Here is a 24,484-nt window from a genome sequence, read left to right as displayed (position 1 = left end):
ATTATTGCGCCCTCACCCCCCAAAGCCTCCCGTTTGCGGTGCGGACGGGTTATCTGGTTAAATTAGCGTACCTTTGCCCCTTAATTAATCTTTAATGAAATCTTTTGAATCCTTGGGCCTGTCCAAGGGACTGGTAGAGTCGGTGCTGCAAATCGGCTTTGAAACCCCCACTCCCATACAGGAAAAAGCTATCCCTGTCTTATTAAAAGGAAACCGTGATTTTGTAGGTCTCGCACAAACCGGAACCGGCAAGACCGCCGCGTTTGGTCTGCCCCTGCTCGATTTAGTGGACGATGCCCGTCGCGATACACAGGCTTTAGTACTGGCACCCACCCGTGAGTTGGGCTTGCAGATTGCTAATGACCTCGAAAATTTCTCCGAAAAATTCAAGGCCTTTAATATCGTAGCCGTATACGGTGGCTCCAGCATCAGTGAGCAAATACGGAAAGTGAAAAAAGGAGCCCAGATCATCGTGGCCACCCCCGGTCGCCTCATCGACCTTATCGACCGCAAGGCCATCAACCTCGGCACCATTCAATACGTGGTGCTGGACGAGGCCGACGAAATGTTGAACATGGGCTTTAAGGAAGACCTCGACAAGATCCTTTCCTTCACCCCCGAAACCAAGAACACCTGGTTGTTCTCGGCCACCATGCCCCGCGAAGTGAAGTCGATCATGAAGAACTACATGAGCGACCCCTTCGAGCTGACCGTTGGCGAGCAAAACACCGGCAACGTCAACATCGAGCACAACTATGTGATGGTGCAGGAGCGCGACAAATACCCCGCCCTGAAACGCATCCTCGACGACAACCCCGACATCTTCGGCCTCATCTTCTGCCGCACCCGCATCGACACCCAGCGCATCGCCGAAATGTTGATGAAGGACAGCTACAACGCCGACGCCCTGCACGGTGACCTCACCCAACAGCAGCGCGACCGCGTGATGATGAAGTTCCGCTCACGCACCCTCCAGATCCTGGTGGCCACCGACGTAGCCGCCCGCGGCATCGACGTGGAAGACATCACACACGTGATCCACATGAACATCCCCGACGAAATGGAGTTCTACACCCACCGCAGCGGCCGCACAGCCCGCGCCGGTAAGAAGGGTATCAGCATCGCCATGATCAGCCGCCGCGAGCTGGGCAAAGTGAAGCAGATCGAGAAGACATTGAAGTCGCCTTTCAAGCGCATGATGGTGCCCACAGGTGCCAACGTATGCCAGAAACAATTGCTGGCCCTCATGCACAAAGTGCGCGAAGTAAAGGTGAACGAAGAAGAGATCGCCGAATTTTTACCCGCCGTATACGAAGAGCTGAAAGACCTGACCAAGCCCGAACTGATCAAACGTTTTGCTTCCATAGAATTCAACCGCTTCCTCGACTACTACCGCAACGCGCCCGACCTGAACCAGGACGATCGCGGCCGTAGCAGCAGCGATGGCGAAGGCGAGCGCTACATCACCGGCAGCCGCTTCTTCATCAACCTCGGCAAAATGGACGGCATGGAAAAGGGCGACATGCTCTCCCTGATCGACGAAACCAGCGGTGTGAGCAAACAACACATCGGCCGCATCGAACTGAAAGGCGCTTACTCTTTCTTTGAAGTAGAAAAAGAAAAAGTAAACGACATCGTCAACGGCTTCCAAGGCATCGAATACAAAGGACGCCAGGTCCGCGTAGAAGTAACCGAACGCAAAGACGGTGGTGGCCGCGAAGGCGGCACCCGCGATTACAAACGCGGAAAGCCGTCGACGGGTGGGTATGCAAAGAAGAGCAACAATAAATACGCCGAGCAAAAGCGCAAGCGGTATTGATTGACCTGTAACGACACGCAGCTGAAAGATGTTGTTGGCGGAACGCCAACAACGGCAGTTGATGGTCGTTGGAATATCATTGACAAACAAAAAGCCACCTGTTTTAGCAGGTGGCTTTTTGTTTATATGAATACCGTGCTTGTTGGATCACCACTAAATTAGTGGCACCGTCGATTGATAGACACACGCCCAAAATGTTGTTGGTGAAGAACACCAACAACGGCGACTGGCGATTTTATTGGTGGTCACAAAAAAAGCTCCCACCCTTGGTTGCCAGGCATCGCATTTAGTATTGCAATGCATTATATGACCCGCTCACTCGTCCTTGTTGGTGTTCTTCACCAACAAGTTCAGCTGTCAGTTATTAAACTATTGCAACGAATTATATGACCCGCCCTTGTTGGTGTTCTTCACCAACAAGTCAGCTGCCAGCGATTAAACTACTGCAACGAATTATAATGCTGCACCAACTGACCCGCCCTTGTTGGTGTTCTTCACCAACAAGTTCAGCTGCCAGTCATTAAACTACTGCAACGAATTATAATACTGCACCAGCTGCAGCATCTCCTTCTCCTTCTTCGGCGAGATCTTCTCCTTCTTCGCAAATGCAGCTATCTCTTCTTGTTTGTCAGGGAGGCCCGAAACAAACGATTTTATGGTGCCCACTTCCTGCAGTTGACCATCGCCGATCTTGACAAAGAATTCATCCGGTGAAGGTTTGTATTCCGGAGCTTGGTCGCTGCCGTCCAGGGCGCCGCCCTTTCTGCCGGGGAGAAGCGTGATCTTCTTCTTGACGTACAAAGACATCTTGCCGCTGTCTAACAGCATAAAGTAGCCAAGCTTCTTGTCAAAGGCCTGGGGAACGAAGACAGCGCTGCCGAATTGTACTTTTTTAATGGTGAGTTTGGGATCCAGCACCAGGGCTTTTCCATTTTGCTGATATTCGATCAAATCCTGGAAAGCATTATAGCGCACCGGAACCGTCAAACTCTTGTCGCCATAATAAACCACACCATCCTGGTAAGCTTCATGCAGGTAGGGGGTACCTTTCACGGTAACAGCAGTCGTCGCCTGACCGGTTGCCATCATGACACTGAAGAGGCCGACAACGCACAATAGAAATTTGAATTTGCTCATCATACTTTTTTATTTGTGTTAAGTGGATAGTTTGCTCAAGTGCATAGATTACTCACGACTCATGAAATGGTTACATGAGCACATTGTTAAAAACGAAATAGAGCGATAGCGTTCAGGTAGGTGAAAGGGCACTAGCGAAAATGCTGCCAATCGATACAATGATGGAGGAAGAGTGAAGAAGGTTGCAAAAAAGCGTAAAAAAAAGTTGCAACAAGGCAGTGTCCGAAATTGTACTGTCCGGAATTCGTATACAACTGATCAAATTCGTTCAGTGATATACATCAACATGAATAAAAGATTTTTTTCTTGATGTGTGCTGTAACCTTTTTTACTTCGTGAAGTATCACGCGTGGCGATCATCACCCACGATGGTGTATTTTGTGACTAACGAATTACCGAGATCCAACCTTGAAATTTTTGTTTCTCGAACTCTACTTTGAAAAAGTATGTGCCCACCGATGCGTCACCGGGTGCCCACTGGAAGTCGCGGTTTGAATTTTTGTACAACACTTCACCCCAGCGGTTGACTACGGTCACCTGGCGGAAGTTGCCCAGGCAGTTCTCGGAACCAAAGGTGGGGATAAGGAAGGTGTCGTTCTTGCCGTCGTTGTTGGGTGTCACGATGTTGCTGAGCTGGATGTCGTCGGGTGAGAAGAGACGGATGTCAACGGCGATGGTTGTTTTATCGCTCTCACAACCTTTTTGTGATTGCGTCGCAGAAAAAATGTAACGTCCTGCATCTGGAAATTGTACGGTGTAGGTGTTGCCGCTCGCTTCGGACCATGTGTTTTCATCGCGATACCATTTTATGTCATCGCCCGTAGCCTGAAGTTGCAGGGGTATCGATGCGCAGCCCGCCGCCGGTTCGACAACGGGAGGTGGCGGTTGCGGGTTCACGGTAATGTCAACGCGCTTGGAGGCGCTTTCGCATCCATCGTTTTTTTGAGTGACATACAGGGTGGTCGTTGCCTTCGGTGGGTAGGTGTTGCCCGTGGCAACGATGGTTTGCAGGGAGGGATCGGCGTACCAGGTTACATCGCTGCCGTTGCTGACGATCGCTGGTGCATGGTCAACGGAGTTAGAGCAATAGTTCGTGAGGCCACTGATAGCCGGCTGTTCTGGCTGGGGTGTGCGATGGATGGTAATGCGTTTGCTGTCGCTCACGGCACAGTTGCTCACAATCCATTCCAAAACCGTTTCACCATAGGCAATGTTGGAGATATTGACAGCGTTGGCCCCGGCAGGAGTAAGGGTGGGTTGGGTGCCTTTTGTAAGCGACCATAATTTTTCAATAGCGGTCGTAGCCGGTAGTGCTATCGTAGTCTCGCCCGTCTCGCAAAGCTCAACGACAACGTCGTCGCCGGCATTGGGTTGATCGAAAAGTGCATCGGAGATCGTGCCGATAAAGACATCGTTGTCCTTTGATAGTATAGGCGGACTGTCAGCAGGAAGGAGTGTGCCATTGAATTCGCCACCCGCCGAAAAACAATGGTCGGAGATCTTCAGTAGCTGGTAGCCCTTGCGATAGTAAATGTCAGTATAGAAGAAGTCCACCGGACCAAAATCGTGGAGCCAAACCACGTCACCATCTTTTGTGAGCTTTGCGGCGATGGCCCGTGTCTCTGTGACGTTGGTGAGTTGTGAGCCGTCCAATGTAAAGTCGCCCATGATCATGGCCGTTACCACCAGGCCATCGGAGGTCAGTAACAGGTAGTCACCTTTGTCCTGGCCTGCGCTGCCACTGTTTTTAATCCAGGTTACGTCTCCTGTGGGAGAGAGCTTGGCCACATAAAAATCATAGTCGTCCTGGGTGGTTAAAACATGACCATCGAGCGTTGCTGTATGGTTGAAGCCTCCCGTGATGTACATCGATCCGTCGGTATCAATCACAAGGTCTGCCAGCTGGCAGTGGCCGGCGTTACCACCGTATTCGCGCGCCCATTGCACGTCTCCCGCGGGTGAAAAGCTGGCGAGATATGCCGAGGTCCAGCCGAGATGCGACGGCATCGTGAAATTGCCGATCTTCATGTCGTAAACATATTGACCGGCCAGCACGATGTTTCCCTGGGGGTCGAAGGCCAACGCCCGGCCGTAGGTGTACTGATTGAGCGAGGAGGCACGGCACCACAATAGCTTTCCGTTGCGATCGAATTTTACAAGGAAATCATGATCGGGGCAGCAAACATCTTCCAGGAGGATGCCAAACAATCCCGATGATCGGGCCGTGCCGGTAACGTAACTGTTCCCCTCAGCGTCGACGATCACATCAATACCCCAGGCGCCACCCATAGTGCCTTCGGTATAGCTCCACAACACCTTGCCATCCGGGTCGACCTTGTAGAGATAAAACGAAAAATTATAGCCGCCGGTCATCATAATATTGCCATCGGGGGTAAAGGCCATGGCTTCTATGTTACTATCGAAGCCCGATGTCCAGACCAATTTGCCTCCTGGATCGATCTTGGCCACAAACGAGCCTGAGCCATATCCCACAAGCGTATCGTTGGCAATAAGTAAGGTGGAGCTTCCTACGACGACGCTGTTAGTGGTTGAGAAGCTTATGTAAATATTGCCTTCCGCGTCTCGAAGATGTGTATGGTAGAGTTCGGTTAGACGGTCCGTGATCGTCTGAACGCCAGTTAAAATTTGCGCCTGGGCACGGCAAGCACCAAACAAGCACACAACAACGGCGATGAAAAGAAAATGTCGCAAAACTTTCGGTTATGAACGATTCAAAGATAGCGTATGCGCATGATAATTTCATACGTCCGTTTTACAAACCCTCGTCCCGCCCGCCCTTGTTGGTGTTCTTCACCAACAAGTTTTGAACCCCACACCACCGTGCAACCCAAACCAAAATGCGCCCACACAACTTGCACGCTTATCACGATGCGCCACGTTAAACCCTTTTGTTGGTGTCCCACCAACAAAAATTTTAAGCTCCACACCCCATAGCTACCCGAAATTCAATGCGCCCGCCCATCTAGCCACTCACACAATTTCCATACCCAACCCTTGCCCACCTCCCATTTCCCTACTATATTTTCTACACTAAATCCGCCTCAGCCATGACCTTCAAACCTCTGAACCACCTCCTGGCCCTCTTCACCCTTTTCATCACCCTCCAAACCCAAGCCCAGAAAGATTTCACCGTCACCCTCAAACCTGAGCCACTAGTACTCCCCAACCGCATGTTCTACATCGACAGCGTAGTAGACGCGCGCGCCGTGAAAGGCAGCATCGGCATGGCGCAAGTGGGTATGAACAACCGCCAGGTCGATGCCTCGTTCGACAAACCCTTCGACGCCGCGTTGCTCACCTACTTCAAACAAGTGACGCCCCTGCAAGCCAACCAACAGCGCATCGTCGCCGTGGTGAACGAACTCCGCATCGGCGAGCGCACCTATAAAATGAAAGAACGCGGCACCGCCGACGTAGAGATCACCTTCTGCCGCCTCGACAGCGGCAGGTTGCGCGCCGTAGGTACTTACAGCGACATGCAAGAATCCGGCGGCATGGACGTGACCGCCGCGCACCCCAAACGACTGGCCACGGCATTGAACACCTGCATCACAAAATTCAACGCCTCCGACTGGCCCAACAACCCCGGCACCCTCTACGAAGCCGCTGCCGAATGGAACGGCACCGACAATGCCCACAACATCGTGCGCAGCATGGTACGCAACGCGGGCATCTACGAGAAGTTCACACAGTTACGTTCCAACAGTCCGGTGAGTCAAAACGCGATACCGATCATACAGCGGCTGGAAGGCGATTTGTTCCTGGTACGGGACAAGGTCACGGAAAAGAAACTGCGTGAACCCTTTGGTGTGAGTGACGGCACTTCTGTATTCATCAACACCTTTTTCTATAATGTCAATTCGGGTAAAGGCGTCTTTGCCCGCGTCACCGAGGAAGGCCGGTACATGGCTTGGTTCGATCACTACATGACCGCCACCGAAAAAGGGCTGTGGGCCGGAGGGTTTGGTGCCATCGGTGGGGCCGCCGCCTCGGCAGACCTCGATCTTATTGTTTTGGATCTGAAGACAGGGGTGATCAGCCCGGTGAAGTTGTATACGGTGGATGAGTTGTTTAAGGATGATCCGGAGTTGCTGGCGAAATTTCAACAGGACCGGAATAAGCGGGATCCGGCGGTGATGTTGTCGTATGTGAAGATGTATAATGCGAGTCATCCGTTTTGATGGAACGCGGGAAAGTGCTGTGGATGGATATTGAGTTCCCCACGCGATGTTGTTGGTGAAGAACACCAACAACGGCGACAGGACCGGAATAAGCGGGATCGGGCGGTGATGTTATCGTATGTGAAGATGTATAATGTGAGCCATCCGTTTTGATGGAACGCGGGAAAATGTTGTGAATGGATATTGAGTTCTCCACGCGATGTTGTTGGTGAAGAACACCAACAACGGCGACAGCTTCGTATGTGGCCCAAGGAATCCAGAGGATAGCGCATTAGATCGGTGTGGTGTATTTTCAATCGGGCCTGCGACTATCGGTGTTTGCCGGTGTTCGTTTTAGTCTGTGTGCGGGTTATCCAGTTTTTGTGCTCTCGAAGTTCGGGATGTCTTGAACTTCTGGCGTAGGTTTTTAGAGCACTCGTGCCTGCGACATGACGATGCCTGCGACACACTACTCATCCCGCAAACTCTTCACCGGGTTCATCGTAGCCACACTGAACACCTTGTACCCAATGGTGCCGACAGCGATCACAAACAACAACCCGACTGAAACAACAAATGTCCACACAGTCACGCCCTGGTAGTATTTCCAGATGCTACCCATAATCGTATTGCACCAATTGAATCCCGCCCACGATCCTACGACCGAGGCCAGCGCGAGAATGATGATAAATTCTCTATTGACTGTTCGCATAATGCTCGACACCGACGCACCCACAATTTTGCGAATGCCGATCTCCTTCATGCGCCGGATCATATTCAGCGACACCAACGTATACAACCCCGTAGCTGAAAACAACATCGCGATCGCGCCCAGGAACGCATAGCCATAAACGATGCTCATGTTCAATGCAATCGTCTGTTCCAATTCAGCCGACAACATGTAGCCGTTATACAACCGGTTCGGAAAAACCTTACCCCACTGCTCCCGCATATAGGCATTGACCGACGACACCTTCTCCGCCTTCGTGCTCACCACCACCTGGTTGTATTCCGCCGGCAACACATAGCGGATCATCATCGGCTCCATCTCTCGCCACAGCCCCTGCGTATAAACATCCTTCACCACGCCCACGACATACAACTTCAGCGTGTCCTTCCAGATAATTTCCTTTCCCAAAGGCTTATCCCACTTGAAGAGGTTGGCCATCCTTTGGGTGATGATGATGGACTCGCGCTGGTCGGTCTCGGAGTCTTTCATAAAGTCGCGGCCCTCCAGAAGTTTCAGGCCGAGGGTGTTCAGGTAGTTGTCGCCCACTTCGATGATGTCGACTTCGGCTTGCAGCGATTGGTATTTCACCGGTTCGTGTGCGCGATTCGAGAAGATGCCGCTGCGTGCGCCGGCAAGGGAAAGTATTTCAGGATTTTTTTGCAACGCATCGCGATATGTATCGAACTCGCTTTGATCATTCACCGTGGCGATGACCGAACCGTGCACGTCAAAACCAAGATCATATTTTTGTTGGTAGCGCGCATTTTGGAGAATCCCGAACGCACTCACGATGGTGATGAGCGAAATGGCAAATTGCAGCCCCAGCAACGTGCGTGTAAAATAGTTGGTGCCCCCAAACTTGAGCTTGCCTTTCAAAATGGTCACCGGCTTGAAGCGGCTGATATAAAGCGCGGGATAGCTTCCGGCCAGCAGGCCGGTGAAGAACAACACGCCAAAAAGAAAAGCCAGGAACCCAGGGCTACTGAAATAATGCGGTTCAAGATGAATGTGGTTTGCCGTCATGATGTTCCACCCCGCGATGAGCAAGTCGGCAAAACCCAGGCCCACCACCAGCGCCAGGAGACAAATGAAAGTGGTCTCTCCGAGAAACTGGAAGACCAATTGCGCCCGCATGGACCCCATCACCTTCCGGATGCCGATCTCTTTCAGTCTCCTGGAAGAAATGGCAATCGCCGTATTCGTAAGATTAAAGCACGCAATAAGCAAGATCAACACGCTCATGATCATAGAGCCCACAATGGCAGCCTGCGGAGGAGCGGCCCACGTATAGGCCTGCACGTTTTCCGCGCGGTCGCGATGCGCCATCGTGGCGAAAGGGTCGAGTGCAAATTCTTTCACCTGGAAATCTTCCCGCACTTTATTATTGTTCGCGATGTAGGCCTGCAGTTGTTGGTGCACCGTGCTCACCCGCACAGGATTGTTGACCCGCACAAACAACGTGCTCTCACGCCGCCAATCGTCTTCGTGAATCGCGGGAAATTCATCTTTATAGTTGTCTGCATGCATGAAGGCCGAACCTTCGTTTTTGTAGAAGCTCGAGTTCATGGGCTGCTCGCGGAACACGCCGGCAATCTTCACTTCCTTTTCCTCGCGGCCATACACCTGCGTCATGGTTTTGCCAAGCGCCTCTTCCGGCGTGCGGAACAAGCGGACGGCCATCGTCTCGCTGATAAAGACACTGCTTTTGTCAGACAGATCCGAAGCCCCGCCCGCAATAAAATCGAACGAGAACATCTGGAAGAAGTCGGGGTCCACATAGCTGAGGTTGGACGCAAACAGATCGTCCCCCCGTTTAAAGTTCGACGTCGAAAAAAGATAGCGCGACGACTGCTCCACATCCGGGAGAGTCTTGTCCACCACATCGCCCAACGGCAACGCAGCATACCCAAAACGGGTGAGCGCCCCTTCAAACTCACGCACCGCGCTGACCCGGTAGATCTGCTCCCCGTTCTGATGCACGCCATCAAAGGTCACATCATAGTCGTAAGCAAAGTATCCAACAATACAGCACGCAATGGCCACGCCCATACCAAAGATGTTGATGGTGACGAAGAGGCTGTTCTTCATCATGCTGCGGAACGTAATGAGAAAGTAATTTTTGATCATGCCGGTAGCGTTCCAATAAGTATGCCAGGCAACAAACAGCTAAATGGGGTGATTTGCAATCCTTATCGGCATTTTTTCGCCCGCGGGTGAACGAAGGCGGTCGGAGGCGAACAAGGATTGGAGGGCATGAGGAAGTACTTCTGCACGTTCAACAAAACTCGTCGTTCCGCAGGCGCGCCCTTCCTCTGGCTTCGCCCGAGTTCAAGGAACCCCGTGGATAGCTCACTGAATCCGTGTGATGTATTTGAGATGGGGCGACGGGTCTATCAGGTTTGCCGGTTTTCGTTTTATCAGATGCGAAGCATCGCCTCTTTTCGTGCTCTCGAAGTTCGGGATGTCTTGAACTTCTGGCGTAGGTTTTTACAGCACTCGTGCCTGCGACATGACGCATGACGAAGGAGCCCGGCCCACGCGAAGTGCTATCAAACAAACCTGCGCAGCCTGCGGCTCCTAAATCAACGAAACAAACCTGAATCCCAATCCTTAGTCCAATCGCCTGAATGAAATGTTCCTTATGCGCGTGATCGCGCTCTGCGGAGTGTCTTCAGTCGACATGATATAATCCTTTACAGCCATCACGATATCATACAAACCCGCACCGTTTTTATACAGCAACGCATCGCGCTGCTGGCGCAGGTTAGAGAGCGTGACGTAGGCTTCTTTCGATCTTTGGTTTTGAGCGTCCATGTCGTCGACCAGCTTGGTGAGGGTCTCGACCTTTAGTTTTTCTTCGTTGGGTTTATAGAGGGGATTGATCTTGAGACCGTCCACCAGTTCGCGGAAGTGTTTGATTTGGTTGTCGAAACCCTTTTGAGAAACAGAGACCGTCGCCGGTGCGGCCACCGGTTCGCCGTCGGGCGGGGTGGTGGAAAGCTTGGCTTCTTTTTTTGCTTTGGTCACTTTGCTGTTGGCCCGCGTACCCCTGATCTTGCGAATATGCTCCTGCATATCCTTCAGATCTTTGTCCGAAAATTTAGCCGAACGCGCCGCTCTGAAAATGCGGGTGATGAGCTTGGGCAGACCCTCAAACAGTGTGGTCCTCATGTTGACCGCCATGTCAAGCTCCGACTTGGCCGTGCCTTGCGCCAACAGTGTGGACTTGGCGCGTGTGGCAAGTTCGGTGAGCTTGTCCACGGTGAGGTCGCCGTTGGAGGGAACATAGAGTGCTCCCAGGCTTTTGCATTCGGAGATGAGCAGATTGAAATTGGCAACGTTCTTTTCGTGACCGTATTCTTTGGAATTTTTCATAACGACCTTGTTTTTGTTTTGGTAATGATTTAGAAAATTTCAAATCCCTATGGCAAGGTCCAGGCCAAAACAAAACCGCCTTTTTACCCCCAGCAAGGCCTACTCATCCCTACCCAGCCAACGATATTTCGTCGCAGCGACGATATATCGTTGGCTGGGGATGGAATCGTGCCAGAAAAAATATCAAGCTGAAGGTGAAAGTGTTGCTGACGTCTGTGTAGCGGTTGCTGCGCTTACTGAAAGAATTGCCGGCGTGATTGAAGGCATTGCTGACGCGACCGAGGGAATTGCTGGCACGATGGAAAGAATTGCCGACGCGACTGCAGGCATTGTTGTGGCTACCGAGAACGTTGCTATCGTTTCTGCAGCGGTTGCTACTGTCATGGTAGGGCGCGCTGGTGTGACTGAAAGTGTTGCTGTTGCAGTAGTGACGGTTACTGTCGTATGGTAGAGCCTTAGTGGTCTTTCTTGAATAGGATACAGGCCAGCATAAGGACCTCCTGCGGCGATGATCCTTTTTGGATAGGGAAAAACTTGATTAACTTTGTGACATGTTTTATCGGAGAAAGATCGTTTTAGGGTTACTCCAGTTGTATAAGAACCGGTTAGACAAGATCAGCGTTCAGAAGCTGGTGTTCCTCGTCACGCTGGAGCAGAAGAACCCCGTATTTGAATTTGTTCCCTTTAAATACGGCTGCTATTCATACTCCCTCACCGCCGACATCGCCGCCATGGCAAGACGTGGACAGGTGGCCGAAGACAAGACGCATATTTCAAAGATTGATGAAATAGATTATCTAAGTGAGCTCAAAGCCGACGACAAAGCGTTTTTGATGCGTGTCAAAAATGCTTATGGTCATTTCAATAGCGATGACCTCATGCGGCACATATACCTTACGCATCCCCTTTATGCCATCAACAGCACAAAGGCCCCGGAGCTTTTAACGAAGCAAGAATATGGCCGGGTTGAATCGTCCCGCCCCATGGGACATGGCACCACGCTATTCACGATTGGGTACGAAGGGATTTCATTTGAAAATTACCTCATGCGCCTGGTGCAAAACGATGTGAAGGTGTTGGTAGACGTGCGAAACAATCCCATCAGCATGAAGTTCGGGTTTTCCAAAAGCCAATTGAAGAGGAGTTGTGAGAATCTGGGTATTCTATATGTCCATGTGCCGGAAGTCGGCATTAAATCCGCCAAAAGGCAGACGCTCAATTCGCAAGCCGATTATGATAAGCTGTTTGCTGCCTATAGATGCGACGACCTTCCACAAACCGGCAAATTCCAGGACAACATTCTCGAACTTTTAAAACAACATAAGCGAATAGCCCTCACATGTTTTGAAGCCAATATTTGTCAGTGTCATCGTAAACCGTTGGCGGAGGCCATTGCAAAACGTTCTGGCTTTGAATATGAATTGAAACATATTTAAAAAACATATGGCCGTTACCCGGGTTCTTATTGCCGTTAAAACATATCCAACCCTATCAACAAAATACGAAGAGCTCGTCTGCACTGCGGGTTTCCGTGAAGATGGCACTTGGATTAGAATTTACCCCATTCAATTTCGTCAACGGCCATACGCTCAGCAGTACAAGAAATATCAATGGATAGAGCTGGACTTGGTGAAGAACGAAAAGGATTTTCGCCCCGAGAGCTTCAGGCCACAATCTCTTGAAACCGAGGTAAAACCAATCGTCAAAGTGCCAGCTGACGGTGGCGCTTGGATGGAGCGAAGGAAATTGGTGCTTCGTAAAGTTTATTACAATCTCACTGAACTAATTGCGGAGGCTAAAATAAAAGGCATCAGTACATCGCTGGCCGTATTCAAACCTGCGATCATCAAAGATTTTCTCATTGAGGAAGTCGAGCGCAATTGGGATGGAGATAAATTGGCAAGCCTCCGGCAGCTCAATATTTTTGCTACAGCAACGACCACCGAGGCCGAAGTTGTGAAGAAACTTCCCTATAAGTTTTCGTATACATTTGAAGATAACGACGGTAGAGAAAGTACCTTGATGATAGAGGACTGGGAAATAGGAGCCTTGTACTGGCGTCAATTGGATCATCATCACGGTGACGAGGCGTTGGCAAAGGCGGATGTTAGGGCAAAGTATCTTGATGACTTTGCCAGGACCAAAGATTTGCACCTATTTCTGGGAACTACTCTTGAGTTTCACGCTAGGAACATGCCAAATCCGTTCGTTATCATTGGAACTTTTCATCCTAAGGCAATTTCACAGCTAGAATTGTTTTGATGCAATTGTTTGTGGCCTGTAGTTCAAATTAGTGTTTTATGGAAATATTGTTCGAAGGATATTGTATATCGCAAGGGTTTTGGCGTCCGTCCTGTCATCCGGATTGGCAATATTGGCATCTTGATCTATTACATAACTAGAGGCATTGGGTATGAGATGTAGTTTGCTTTGAATGTTTTTGATGATAAGTTCTGCGTGATTTTCCCATTTATACTTGATGAGAAATAAATGCTTTTCATAGTCAGCAAACATTTCATCATTTAGTAAATGGATGAAATTATTGTTGTTTTCCAGAGATGGACATAAGGCTGTGAACAAATTCCAATTTTCATTGTGTTGGTTTTTCTCTACCTCCTTAATTCTGGCTTGCAATTGTTTAATCCAATTCTTCCCAACATAGTCGTCATTAGAGTGATTCTCCACGATAAATTCTGAGTTTATACCGTTGATGCGGCAGGTCTGACCCCATTTATAGTTTCTTCCATTGAATAGATTTGCATGATTGATAATTCTTGTTTTTCCCCAGTTATTAAATCCGGTAATGAGTATGGCTTTCTTCATAAGTTTTTTTTGTTAAACTATGAACAAAAATCTACATAGACCGGGATTCCGACGTAGTACAATTGTACCATTCATCTCCTCGATCTTTGTCGATATCGAGCGATTCGCTTTACTTTTAAAATTTGGAGATTAATTCGAATTGAAGTTCCCTAAATTGAAAATTCAGGCATCGTTGATCACTTCATTTCGCGAGCCAACATTTCAATTGCTGGAAATGCACAATAAGGGGTTTGCCTTACGGCATCCTCAATTAGAACTTTTTTGAATATTCAGTAGATGAGAGAATGGATTCTATCGCACAACCCGATTATCAGGCTGATCTTTTAGGAATTAAATTTCAGTGGTTTGTTTATACGTACCTGTTGCTAATGTTATTTTATAGATGCTTTTGAATCTCTCATATTGTATCTCTAGAGGAGTGCCTATAGGAGTATACATTCGTCCTCCGCGTAAAACATCTTCTCCGGGTATAGTACGATATATATATCCATTATATCGATCAGATTGAAGGGTCATGACTTCATTTGCTGTAAGGTTTATAGCATTGTTTTCATCTACCATATGCATTCCTTTCTTAGTGAAAATCAGAAACAGACCAATGTATGACTAATTTGATAATGAGCAAATTTCTTTGCTTTTTTCATCGAAAGGCCGCAAGATATTCTCACAGAGGATATTAGGGTTGGTGGAAAATTCAAATTATTCTTAATAATTCGAGTGATAAGACTATCCCCACAAGCACCAAAATACCACCAACAGAAAAGTTTAAGGCTTTTTCATAATAAGGCCCGGCCCCCATGATTAACTTCAGTGGTCCTGGCCTGGCGATGCCTCTAAACTTTTTATTCCTAACCCCATCTACGAGATGTACGGTACCCCAGACTATGGAAAATAGGCAGACAACAATTTTAATCCAATACATGATTTAAAACTCGGGATAATTCACAGTTTTCATTCGCAAAACTCACATAACCCTTCTCCGTAACGATGAAATGATCCGACACCTCAGTTTGACATTCATCGGTAATTGTGGGATAGTTTTCAAATGTACAGAATTTTGTTTTCGGTTTCGATCGTGTATCAACAAGATCGCAGTGTGGTGGTCTACGATAGCGTACAGGGAAACCTTTTCATGGTTATTGATGAACATCGCCATACGCTCAATAAATATCGGTTCGCGGCGCACGCTCGTCGATGAGTCGGTTAACCCCGGGTCTAAAGCCTTAGTCTATGTACGCCTCTTTCGAAGATGATAGCATAAATGAAAAGAAAAACCCGGACTTTAGTCCGGGGTACATAAGCCAGATCCTATCAAGGTCCGCCAACTGGCGGACTGACCACGCCGATGATTGGGCTGACGGCGATACATACGGAGAGGAAAGTCAGGGCTAAAGCCCGTCATAAGTAGGTGTCTGTACCCTGGACTAAAGTCCGGGGTTATTCAAGATTTCTGATCGTAAGGCCCGCGTCCTATCCCGACGTTGCAGACATCGTTTCATTTCCGATAAAGAATCGTTCAGTTCTGAACAGCAGCGGGGTTGATAAACCGCCTTCCTGCCCTCAAATTCTCATGCTTTAGATTTGGCATCATTATTATTCCTTCTTTTAGAAAATATTATTCCTGTTTATGCGGAAATACTTTCTCGGCGAGTTTGAGGAGATCGTTTTGCTGGCTACCGCCATACTGCACAAGTCCGCCTATGGTGTTTCCATCAAGGAGGAGATTGAGGCGCAACTCGATCGCGAGGTGAGTATGGGCGCGCTGCATGCGGCGCTCCTGCGGTTGGAGGAAAAAGGTTATATCCGGTCCGCGAACGGAGAGGCCACCGAGGAACGGGCGGGTCGACCCCGGAAATATTACGAGATCACGGCCATGGGAAAAAAGGCGATCGCATACGCCAAGGAAAGCCGCGAGAAAATGTGGAAGGCAATTCCAAAGGTGGTGTTTGAACTCAGCGGTCTTTTTTGAAAATGAAACCACTGCCGCCGCGCGTCTTCCTGAGTTTTTTCCGGGGCTATTGCCGTCCCGCCCTGGTGGATACGATCGAAGGCGATCTGATTGAAGTCTATCGAAAGCGTTTGACGAGAATGTCAAAGCGAAAAGCAGACTTCAAATTTCTCGTCGACATACTGCTGCTTTTCAGACCGGGTATCGTCCGTCAGCCGCAGGGGTTTCAAGATTTAAACCGAATGGGTATGTATAAAAATTATCTGACCATAACCTTCAGGGTCTTCAACCGGGAGCGACTCTATAGCCTCATCAATGTCTCGGGGCTGGCCTTGGGGTTCACCTGCTGTCTCCTGATCTATCTTTTTATTTCCGATGAGCTGAGTTACGACAGGTTCCACAGCGATGGCGATCGCATCTACCGGGTTTCTGCCGCCTACATGCGACAGGGCGTATGGGAGCCTTACGCCTCCAATGCCTGGAAGACCGCCGAGCTCATCAAGAATAACTATGGCGAAGTGGAAGAGCTCGTCCGGATCATGCCGGATAATAATACCTTATTCGAGTATGGCGACAAAAAAATTGTAGAAGAGCGGTTGGCCTGGGTGGATGATAATTTTTTCAAACTGTTCAGCTTCCCCCTGATCCAGGGAAATACAGCGGAAGCCTTGAAAGGCCCCAATAAAGTGGTGATCTCGGAGTCGATCGCGGGCAAATACTTTGGGACCGAAAATCCCATGGGCAAGATCTTTAAACTAAGCGATTACCCCATCGAGTTGCAGGTGAGCGGGGTGATGAAGGATATGCCTTCCAACGCACATTTTCATTTCGACTTTCTGATCTCCGGCGAAACGCTGAGGCAGGTGGTTGGCGAGGGACTTTTCACCAACGTCGGCTGGGACTCTCAATACCTCTACGCCCGGCTGGCACCCGGTGCCGATCCCGCGAGGATAGAGGCTACTTTTCCGGAGTTCATCAACAAGAACCTCGACTTCTGGAAGTCAACGACCTTCAAGATGTTTCTCCAGCCCCTTCGATCGATTCACCTTCAATCGAACATCGGGCGCGAATTCGAAGCCAACGGAAGTCTCACCCGCATCTATACCTTCTCGGTGGTGGCGGTATTCATCCTGATCATCGCGTGTGTCAATTACATGAACCTCACTACGGCAAGGTCGATGCGCAGAGCAAAAGAAGTGGGGATGCGCAAAGTGCTCGGTGCAAAAAGACCGGATCTTATGGGTCAGTTTTTCGCAGAATCTTTTGTGATGACGGCCATCGCGATCTTGCTCGCCATCTTGTTTTCGTTCCTGCTCCTGCCGCAGTTCAACCAGTTTGCCGGGAAGGAAATATCCCGGAATGTCTTGTTTAGCCCCGGGATAATTTCAGGTCTTTTGATTTCCCTCGCGATCATCGCGTTGGTTTCCGGATTCTATCCCGCCCTGGTCTTGTCTTCCTTCAAGCCCTTGAACAATATGAAGAACAGTGGTGGTGGCGGAAACTTTGGCCTGGTGTTCAGGAAGGGGCTTGTATTGTTGCAATTTGTGATCTCGATTGGCCTCATCGCCTCGTCTGCCATCGTGCTCAAGCAGTGGACGTTTATGAAAAACAAATCGTTGGGCATTAATGATGACATGCTGATATCCGTCCCCTTACAAACGATGGATAGACGCCGGATCGATGTGTTCACCCAAGAGCTTCTCGCGAACCCGGCGATCAGGAAGGCAGGACTCTCCAACATGAGAATGCCCGGGTGGATCGGAAACAGCACCGGCTACACGGCCCAGGATGTGAATGCCGACGAAGAGGTGAACAAGTCCATGAAGATCATTCGCATCGACTATGATTTTCTGACGACCATAGAAGCAAAGATCGTGGAAGGCCGAAACTTTTCAAGAAACTTTCCGTCCGACACCCTTTCTTCGATCATTCTGAATGAATCGGCCGTGACGCAGTTGGGATGGAAAGGGGCCGTTGGCAAGTGGATGCAGCTCGGCAATACCAAGTATACGGTGGTGGGTGTAGTGAATGATTTTCACTTCGAGTCGCTCCATCGCAAGATACCGCCGATCATCTTCGTGTTTAATCCAAGAGCGTTTAATTGGATCTATCTGAAGGTAGATAAAGCAGACCTGACGTCGGCACTGGCACATGTTGAGAAGATCTATGGGAAGTATGTTACCAATCGCGAATTTTCCTTCACCTTCCTCAATGATGATATTGAAAAACAGTATGTGGCCGAACAGAAATTCACAGAAGTGTTTAGCGTATTCACGGGTCTCGCCATCATCATCGCGTGCCTCGGCACTTTTGGATTGATCTCGTTCTCGGCCGAACGCAAATCAAAGGAAATCGGAATTCGAAAAGTGTTGGGAGCGTCCGTGGGCCATGTTTCTTTCCTGCTCATCCGGGAGTTTGTCGTGTTACTCCTTATTGCCAGTGCGGTGGCATGGCCTGTTACCTACTACTTCCTGAATGGCTGGATCCAGGAGTTTACCTACAGAACATCCATCGGTACCATGCCTTTTATTCTGGCGACGACGTTGGCTGCGTTTATCGTTGTACTCACCACAGGGTTCCGGGCGGTGAAAGCAGCGTTGGCCAATCCGGTCGAGTCGTTGAGGAGTGAGTAGGAACGCTGGCCAACGCGATCCCATCGGATGAACATTGCCATTGAGTCTCGAGTGGATGAATTCACAATCGGGGATTTTTTTGTATTGAAGCCTGAAAGGCTTTTCGAACAATGGCCGTCAGTGAAACTGACGGGACATTGGACCCGCACGGCGTTGAACCCTGAAAGGGTTTCCCAAGCAGGGACCGGTCGTGCGAGGGTGCGCACGTTGGAAAGCAGTTGGAGCGTTTCGTGCCGTGCGCGTTCGCACGTTGTAGTCCGTGCGAGCGCGGCACGTTGTGTTGGCGGTTTGCTTTACCCCAGGCTAAAGCCTGGGGTTAGTATGAAATGCAAAATCAACATAAAGTTAACCCCTCGGATATTCTACTTGACGGCGAATTACCGATTCGTTTGATGTCGAGGATTTTCTTGTTTGATTTTAGCGTCGAGCCTTGGTTATTATCGAAACCCTCGGGCCATGGCCCTTAACTTCTGCACTAGGCCGCAAACGAATAACCCCAGGCTTTAGCCTGGGGTTTAAGATCACAACGCGCGCTCGCGCCAAGCTCGGGCTATCTACAAAGTGCACGCGCTCATGGCGCGAAACCGTTCAAAACGAAGTCCCGAAGTGCACACCTTTTTGTGTGAGTACCATCCGGGAAGCAAAAACGCTTCTCAGTGCTTCCCTTTCACCATCATCAAGTAGAAGTTAAAATCCGTCATCGGCGCATCTGTGAAGCCGAGTTGGCGCCCGATGGTCACGACTTGGCCTCTGTGATATGTGCTGTGGTTGAGAACCTGGTGGATGAATTCGAAGCGGGCTTGGGTGCCCTTCACCCAGGGAGAGTCGAAGTTGACCGCTTCCTGCAGACCTGCATCATCGAGCGATTGGATGAACGTGGTGAGTGCTTTGGAGTTTTCCATGAGGCCTTCGAATGCTTCTTCTGCCGTGCCTTGGAAGGGCTCGAAGCGGAACGAGGTGGGAGGGGTGGTTTTTTGGATCACGCAGAGCCAGAAACGTTGGGTGTCCCAGATGTGCTCTATCGTTGCCTTGAGACCGGGGAAGCTGGAGGCTACTTCCTGATAAAGAAGTTCCTCAGGCTTTTGACGCAGATAGTCTACCAGGGTTTGGTTGGCCCATTGGTTGTAGACGGCCATGTCGTGCACGAGCGTTGACAGGATCTTGGTTTGCGTGGGAGTTTCCATTTCGGTTGTCATATGCGTTAGGGGTTAATTTCGGTTTTTGTTGTTTGTTATACAAAGAAACTCACACGTACTGACAACCCTATGACAGTGGATTTTTATGACGATAAAATAATTTACTTTTTTTTCATTTTCCCCCGGGAAGCGGGAAGAAACAGGTCGTTTTTAGAGTCGCTTTTTACCCTTGAGGACTGCTTTGCGAACGCGTTTTTTTCGAATGGCTTTACGGACTTTTGATTCTTTTTTTCGGTGGTGTTTGTCTGGCTTTCTACGCTTGGTGTTTCTCTTTTTTTCGTTGTTGTGTTTTCAGCTGGTGGACTTTCTCTTGTTGTATTTGGCAGCAGGTCTCTCTGTGATGATAGTGTGTTGCTTTGTCGTGCTTCTTTTTGATCTTCTCGTTGGTGAAATATTAAACAATCGCGGCAAGTCAATTCTTGGTGGAGGTATGATAGAGGGTTGGTAAAGGGAATGATGTTGTTGGTGGGACACCAACAACAGTGGCGGTGGGCATCAATGGGGCTTCGGCCAGGGATAGGAGTGGAAAGCCCGAAGTGGGTGGGGAACATGGGGGGATTTTGTCGGTGGGGGTGATGCTTGATGAAGGAGTGGCTTTTCGTCGTGGGGTTGTGCGCGTGGACGGACTTGGAACGGATAGCCCGGCCCCGAGGTCTCCGAGGGGGGCCGCCAAATGGGCATTGATTCGGTGCTGTATAAACTTTTATCAAGGGCCTGCATCATGACCGGATTGGACGATGGGAGGTATTGCCAGTGGGGGATGAAGTGTGAGAGGCTTGGTGGTTTTTGCTAACGGGAAAAAGCGTAAAGGATTTTACGCTTTTGGGTGGACCGTGTGTGGTCCGGGTATGGTGGATGGGCTACTTCACGAAATATTATTATCCAATTTGTACGTGGTGCTCGGTTTCGGAATCAGGGTAAGGTGAGGGAGAGTGCTTTAGATAATTAAATTCTTCAACCTTCGATCCTTTAATGATCTTGATGGTGTATTCGCCGGGTTTTTCGAAATAAAAGTCGATCAGGGTTTTGCGATGCACTAACGTGTCGGTGAAGATCAGTTTGCCGAAGGAGTATACTTCGATGGTGGCGCCCGTGAAATCTTCGGTGGATTTGAAATAGAAGATGTCGCGTTTTATGGAGAGCACCTCGATGCAGGAACACGTGTTATCTTTGGCTTGAACGAGTTGCGAACCGGTGATCAGGGCTACAAGAAGGACAAGAGTTTTAAGCGTTTTCATTTTTGTTTTGTTACTGTTTTCTGAGTTGCAGTATTGCCAAACCAATGCCAACGGTCAAAATGCCTTATTTAGGCTGTTTCAGCAGTTCCATGTTGAGCCAAATTCTTATTTTGAGAAAAGTGATTGTTGTAACATGTACAGCATATAGTCATCCGGACTCCTATAAAGTTTTGCCCATGCCGGCAAATGCCGCAGAAAATTAGGATTGGGTTGATCGGGGTTAAAAAAAAGCAATTCGGGATGGCTTAAATCACTCGCTCTCAAATCAGGACGGTTTTTATTCTGTATAATCGGCGCATGGTTGTGATAAATGGATGAATGAGCGAAATGTGTCGACGAATATTTTGGGTGGGGTGGGAATAGAAAAATTTTGTTGGTCTTACCGTCCTCCGAATCGGAGCTATAATGGCGAGTGCGCCTATACATTTAAGAAGGCTGGACCGAGTGACGAGGTCGTCTCATTACAATTTTTGGGATTTAAGCCCGCCGTCGCTCCGAAGCGGAGCTTTGGCGGGCGAGCCCGCCTATACATCTAAGAAAGTGAGATTGGCTGACGAGGTCGTCTCCGTACAATTTTTTTGGGATTAAAGTCGGGCTTGCCCGACGAAGCCGTCGTGGCAAGAGGCTGGCCAGAAAGGGTATATAAAAAAAACGCCCGCTCATCCCTTTAAGGAAAAGCGGGCGAAGTCGGGGCGAGAAGATTCGAACTTCCGACCCCCACGTCCCTAACGTGGTGCGCTAACCGGGCTGCGCTACGCCCCGAATTTTTCCTGATCTTCAAATCAGGGCTGCAATAATAGGGAATAAGATTTTAACCGCCAAAAGGGTAGGGCAACAGAAAAATTTCGGTCGTGTCATTTTCTACCTTGGTCTACACATCCGGTCCCGTTATCTATTCCTTTTCGTCGGTTACCCTGAAACCCCCAAGTTCGTGGTTCAATCTGTATTATGCGGTGGCGACTTCATATTTTCTTTATCGGTTTGCTGGTCATTTGCCTTGGGTGCGACCACGATCCGGGTGTGCTTGGTTTAGGCAGCAATTTCAGCAGCGATTTTGGAATGATGGTGGTTGACACCACGACCGTCCAGGTATCGACCGTGTTGCTGGATTCCATTCCCACCTCCTCTACCGGTTCCCTGTTGATGGGAGGCTACTCCGATCCGAAACTGGGCAACCTCACGGCCAAAGGATACATCCAGGTAACGAATCCCACCTGGACGCCGGCCACCGTGGCCTTCTTCGATTCACTGGTCTTGAGGATAGCGCATTCCGGCTACTACTATGGCGACACCACACAGGCCCAGACCATCGAGGTGCACCGTGTGACGAAAGATTTCAAGACCTATGCTTTGCCCTTCTACTGGTACAACGAAGGACAGTACTCTGCTTTATATAAGGCAGCCAGCTTATACAACACCACGAAGACGCCGGTGGAATCTACCCCCTTGGGAAGCCGCCAGGTGATCTTTCGGCCCAACGCAAAAGACACACTCACCATTCGCCTCAGCGACGCCTTGGGCAAGGAATGGCTCACGAGCGCGCAAGCGCAAGCTCCGGATTTAGTGGAAACCGCCCGGTTCCTGACCTACTTCAAGGGTGTCTCTATCGAGAACGCCTCGGCTCAGCCAGCGGTCGTGGTAGGGTTGAATACCGATGGGATGAAGATCCGGTTGTACTATAAAGAATATTCGGCGGACAAGCTCACGCAGAAATACCAGGACTTTGCTTTCAGTTCGTCGCTGTTCAACTACTCGAGCATCACGGCCGACCGGTCGGCCACCAAATTGAAAGACATTGCCACTACCGGTGAGGTGATCTCGACCGCCTCCGACGATCAGGTGTATGTGCAGGCGGGCACGGGTTTAGTGACCAAGATCCGGTTTCCCCACGTGCACAAAACCATCGACGGCAAAGGGACCTTGTTGGTGAACCAGGCCCAGCTGTTGATCGAGCCGGTGAAAGATTCGTTTGATAAAAACCGTCCCTATCCGAAAACGCTGACCATCTTTAAAACCGATCGCAGCAACTTGCCGCTTGCACAACTCTCGGCCGACTACAATCCGAGCGCGGGACAGTCGGCATCTTACACAGAGGATAAAGAATATCAGACTTCCAGCGGCTACACCTTCAACATCACGCAGTACGTGCAAAACCTGGTGGGCACGGAAGGCAATACCGACAACGGTTTGCTGCTCATGCCTCCCGGAACGGAACTCACCACCAAAGTGAACAAGATCTATCTCGGTGTGAACAACAGCGGTACGAAGTACCGCGTCAAGCTCAAGATATGGTATACGCGCAAGAGTACAGAACAATAACCAAATCCAAATTTTTCATATCATGAATCGTAAACGTGTAGAATTTCCAAGAGTGCTGAAAACGGGGGCTACGTTGCTCGTGGTCCTGCGCATCTGTATGTCCCTGATGGGGTGCGGCAGCTCCTCAACCGACACCACTTACCTGGGGGAGTGGTACAAAAAATCTTCTTATGAAGGAGTGGCACGGAGTGGCGCCGTGTCGTTCGTGATCGATGGCAAGGCTTATGTGGGCACGGGCTATGATGGCGACAAGTGGCTGAAAGATTTTTATATGTACGACGCCGACAAGAACAACTGGTTCAAGCGTGCTGACTTCCCCGGTGTTGCGCGAAATGCGGCCGTGGCCTTCGCCGCGAATGGCAAGGGCTATGTGGGCACCGGCTCCGATGGCACGACCTTCCTGAAAGATTTTTATGAGTACGATCCGGTTGGCGACACCTGGACACAGATCGCCGACTTCCCCGGTTTGCCGCGTTATGAAGCCGCCGCCTTCGCGATCGACAACGTGGGCTACGTCACCTCCGGCTACGGCGGTGCCGATGCAGGTACCAGCGGAAACTATTTGAAAGATATGTATGCCTACAATGCCGTCTCGGGCGAATGGTCGCAGAAAGCCAGCTACAGCGGCGACAAGCTCGTGAACGCCTTTGCTTTTGCCATCGACGGCAAGGGTTATGTGGGCGGCGGTATGAACAACGGCGTGTTGAACCAGCAGTTCTGGGAATACGATCCCCTGAACGACATCTGGAATGTGAAGAACGACTTGCAGGATGATGCAGTAGACACCGACACCAACGACTCGGGCTACACCATCGCACGGCAGTTGGGCGTCACCTTCGTCATCAACGGCAAAGGCTATGTGCTGCTGGGCACACGCGCTACACTGGATGCCGGTGTGTGGGAATACAACCCCTCGACCGACACCTGGACGCAAAAGAATTCCTTTGAAGGTTCCGTGCGCGATTCGGCCGTAGGATTTGCCTTGGGCGACTATGGCTACGTAGCCACGGGCCGCAGCTCCAGTCTCCGTTTCGATGACCTGTGGATGTTCGATCCCACGGCCGTCGATGTGGACTGAGCCGGCG

General features: G+C 49.9%; 16 protein-coding genes, 1 tRNA gene and 1 pseudogene. 10 read left to right on the top strand and 8 right to left on the bottom strand.

Going from position 1 to position 24,484, the window contains the following annotated elements; all coding sequences use genetic code 11:
- Positions 1-94 precede the first annotated feature (94 nt).
- Entirely contained in the window at positions 95-1,819 is a 1,725-nt protein-coding gene (locus D4L85_RS02155) for a DEAD/DEAH box helicase (protein ID WP_119752773.1), read from the top strand.
- Positions 1,820-2,344: 525 nt separating this feature from the next.
- Here D4L85_RS02155 and D4L85_RS02150 read toward each other — a convergent pair.
- Together D4L85_RS02150 and D4L85_RS02145 are read right to left on the bottom strand one after the other, a co-directional pair.
- The gene (locus D4L85_RS02150; RefSeq protein ID WP_119752772.1) at positions 2,345-2,959 is read right to left on the bottom strand and encodes a hypothetical protein; all 615 of its coding nucleotides are present in this window, start codon (positions 2,957-2,959) and stop codon (positions 2,345-2,347) included.
- Positions 2,960-3,340: 381 nt separating this feature from the next.
- The gene (locus D4L85_RS02145; RefSeq protein WP_160143491.1) at positions 3,341-5,668 is read right to left on the bottom strand and encodes a T9SS type B sorting domain-containing protein; all 2,328 of its coding nucleotides are present in this window, start codon (positions 5,666-5,668) and stop codon (positions 3,341-3,343) included.
- Positions 5,669-6,024: 356 nt separating this feature from the next.
- Between D4L85_RS02145 and D4L85_RS02140 the strand changes: the two genes are divergently transcribed.
- A complete protein-coding gene (locus D4L85_RS02140; protein ID WP_119752770.1) occupies positions 6,025-7,158 on the top strand; it encodes a DUF6563 family protein in 1,134 nt (377 codons plus the stop codon).
- 448 nt (positions 7,159-7,606) lie between these two features.
- On the opposite strand, the gene D4L85_RS02135 is transcribed toward D4L85_RS02140, so the two are convergent.
- Together D4L85_RS02135 and D4L85_RS02130 are read right to left on the bottom strand one after the other, a co-directional pair.
- Complete coding sequence (locus D4L85_RS02135) at positions 7,607-9,994, bottom strand: ABC transporter permease (protein WP_119752769.1); 2,388 nt, start codon at positions 9,992-9,994, stop codon at positions 7,607-7,609.
- A 483-nt stretch (positions 9,995-10,477) separates the two neighbouring features.
- The gene (locus D4L85_RS02130) at positions 10,478-11,242 is read right to left on the bottom strand and encodes a hypothetical protein (RefSeq protein WP_119752768.1); all 765 of its coding nucleotides are present in this window, start codon (positions 11,240-11,242) and stop codon (positions 10,478-10,480) included.
- Between the two features lie 49 nt (positions 11,243-11,291).
- On the opposite strand from D4L85_RS02130, the gene D4L85_RS02125 reads away from it, so the two are divergent.
- From D4L85_RS02125 to D4L85_RS02115, 3 genes are all read left to right on the top strand, one after another.
- Positions 11,292-11,693, top strand: a complete 402-nt coding sequence (locus D4L85_RS02125) for a hypothetical protein (RefSeq protein WP_119752767.1) — start codon at positions 11,292-11,294, stop codon at positions 11,691-11,693.
- Between the two features lie 100 nt (positions 11,694-11,793).
- Complete coding sequence (locus D4L85_RS02120) at positions 11,794-12,678, top strand: DUF488 domain-containing protein (RefSeq protein ID WP_119752766.1); 885 nt, start codon at positions 11,794-11,796, stop codon at positions 12,676-12,678.
- 7 nt (positions 12,679-12,685) lie between these two features.
- Positions 12,686-13,504 carry a hypothetical protein gene (locus D4L85_RS02115; protein WP_119752765.1) on the top strand — a complete coding sequence of 273 codons (819 nt, stop codon included), beginning with the start codon at positions 12,686-12,688 and terminating at the stop codon, positions 13,502-13,504.
- Positions 13,505-13,540: 36 nt separating this feature from the next.
- Here the strand turns inward: D4L85_RS02115 and D4L85_RS02110 are convergent, their stop codons facing one another.
- Positions 13,541-14,065, bottom strand: a complete 525-nt coding sequence (locus tag D4L85_RS02110; protein ID WP_119752764.1) for a hypothetical protein — start codon at positions 14,063-14,065, stop codon at positions 13,541-13,543.
- A gap of 1,627 nt (positions 14,066-15,692) precedes the next feature.
- On the opposite strand from D4L85_RS02110, the gene D4L85_RS02100 reads away from it, so the two are divergent.
- From D4L85_RS02100 to D4L85_RS02095, 3 genes and pseudogenes are all read left to right on the top strand, one after another.
- The gene (locus D4L85_RS02100; protein ID WP_119752762.1) at positions 15,693-16,034 is read left to right on the top strand and encodes a PadR family transcriptional regulator; all 342 of its coding nucleotides are present in this window, start codon (positions 15,693-15,695) and stop codon (positions 16,032-16,034) included.
- Between the two features lie 2 nt (positions 16,035-16,036).
- A pseudogene (locus tag D4L85_RS35080) lies at positions 16,037-16,168 on the top strand (hypothetical protein); the annotation flags it as partial.
- Positions 16,169-16,261: 93 nt separating this feature from the next.
- A complete protein-coding gene (locus D4L85_RS02095) occupies positions 16,262-18,646 on the top strand; it encodes an ABC transporter permease (protein ID WP_160143490.1) in 2,385 nt (794 codons plus the stop codon).
- Between the two features lie 653 nt (positions 18,647-19,299).
- Here D4L85_RS02095 and D4L85_RS02090 read toward each other — a convergent pair.
- The 3 genes from D4L85_RS02090 to D4L85_RS02075 all read right to left on the bottom strand — a co-directional run bounded on the left by D4L85_RS02090 (position 19,300) and on the right by D4L85_RS02075 (position 21,842).
- Positions 19,300-19,842 carry a DinB family protein gene (locus D4L85_RS02090; protein ID WP_119752760.1) on the bottom strand — a complete coding sequence of 181 codons (543 nt, stop codon included), beginning with the start codon at positions 19,840-19,842 and terminating at the stop codon, positions 19,300-19,302.
- An 878-nt stretch (positions 19,843-20,720) separates the two neighbouring features.
- The gene (locus D4L85_RS02080; RefSeq protein WP_160143489.1) at positions 20,721-21,080 is read right to left on the bottom strand and encodes a hypothetical protein; all 360 of its coding nucleotides are present in this window, start codon (positions 21,078-21,080) and stop codon (positions 20,721-20,723) included.
- Positions 21,081-21,767: 687 nt separating this feature from the next.
- A tRNA-Pro gene (locus tag D4L85_RS02075) sits at positions 21,768-21,842 on the bottom strand.
- A 186-nt stretch (positions 21,843-22,028) separates the two neighbouring features.
- On the opposite strand from D4L85_RS02075, the gene D4L85_RS02070 reads away from it, so the two are divergent.
- Positions 22,029-23,399, top strand: coding sequence for a DUF4270 family protein (locus D4L85_RS02070; protein ID WP_119752757.1), 1,371 nt, complete (start codon positions 22,029-22,031; stop codon positions 23,397-23,399).
- Positions 23,400-23,421: 22 nt separating this feature from the next.
- Positions 23,422-24,477: a Kelch repeat-containing protein gene (locus D4L85_RS02065; RefSeq protein WP_228450745.1), complete on the top strand. Its 1,056-nt coding sequence runs from the start codon at positions 23,422-23,424 to the stop codon at positions 24,475-24,477.
- The last annotated feature ends 7 nt before the right edge of the window (positions 24,478-24,484 follow it).

Origin of the sequence: Chryseolinea soli (assembly GCF_003589925.1) — a bacterium.
Lineage (GTDB): Bacteria > Bacteroidota > Bacteroidia > Cytophagales > Cyclobacteriaceae > Chryseolinea > Chryseolinea soli.
This window is presented reverse-complemented; position numbering and strand designations above follow the sequence as displayed.

What these genes read in the sequence shown, in the direction of transcription:
- D4L85_RS02120 (WP_119752766.1), top strand. Translation starts at nt 11,794, where the DNA reads ATGTTTTATCGGAGAAAGATCGTTTTAGGGTTACTCCAGTTGTATAAG.
- D4L85_RS02140 (WP_119752770.1), top strand. Translation starts at nt 6,025, where the DNA reads ATGACCTTCAAACCTCTGAACCACCTCCTGGCCCTCTTCACCCTTTTC.
- D4L85_RS02090 (WP_119752760.1), bottom strand. Translation starts at nt 19,842, where the DNA reads ATGACAACCGAAATGGAAACTCCCACGCAAACCAAGATCCTGTCAACG.
- D4L85_RS02110 (WP_119752764.1), bottom strand. Translation starts at nt 14,065, where the DNA reads ATGAAGAAAGCCATACTCATTACCGGATTTAATAACTGGGGAAAAACA.
- D4L85_RS02155 (WP_119752773.1), top strand. Translation starts at nt 95, where the DNA reads ATGAAATCTTTTGAATCCTTGGGCCTGTCCAAGGGACTGGTAGAGTCG.
- D4L85_RS02130 (WP_119752768.1), bottom strand. Translation starts at nt 11,242, where the DNA reads ATGAAAAATTCCAAAGAATACGGTCACGAAAAGAACGTTGCCAATTTC.
- D4L85_RS02100 (WP_119752762.1), top strand. Translation starts at nt 15,693, where the DNA reads ATGCGGAAATACTTTCTCGGCGAGTTTGAGGAGATCGTTTTGCTGGCT.
- D4L85_RS02065 (WP_228450745.1), top strand. Translation starts at nt 23,422, where the DNA reads ATGAATCGTAAACGTGTAGAATTTCCAAGAGTGCTGAAAACGGGGGCT.
- D4L85_RS02095 (WP_160143490.1), top strand. Translation starts at nt 16,262, where the DNA reads ATGTATAAAAATTATCTGACCATAACCTTCAGGGTCTTCAACCGGGAG.
- D4L85_RS02115 (WP_119752765.1), top strand. Translation starts at nt 12,686, where the DNA reads ATGGCCGTTACCCGGGTTCTTATTGCCGTTAAAACATATCCAACCCTA.
- D4L85_RS02070 (WP_119752757.1), top strand. Translation starts at nt 22,029, where the DNA reads ATGCGGTGGCGACTTCATATTTTCTTTATCGGTTTGCTGGTCATTTGC.
- D4L85_RS02150 (WP_119752772.1), bottom strand. Translation starts at nt 2,959, where the DNA reads ATGATGAGCAAATTCAAATTTCTATTGTGCGTTGTCGGCCTCTTCAGT.
- D4L85_RS02135 (WP_119752769.1), bottom strand. Translation starts at nt 9,994, where the DNA reads ATGATCAAAAATTACTTTCTCATTACGTTCCGCAGCATGATGAAGAAC.
- D4L85_RS02125 (WP_119752767.1), top strand. Translation starts at nt 11,292, where the DNA reads ATGGCAAGGTCCAGGCCAAAACAAAACCGCCTTTTTACCCCCAGCAAG.
- D4L85_RS02080 (WP_160143489.1), bottom strand. Translation starts at nt 21,080, where the DNA reads ATGAAAACGCTTAAAACTCTTGTCCTTCTTGTAGCCCTGATCACCGGT.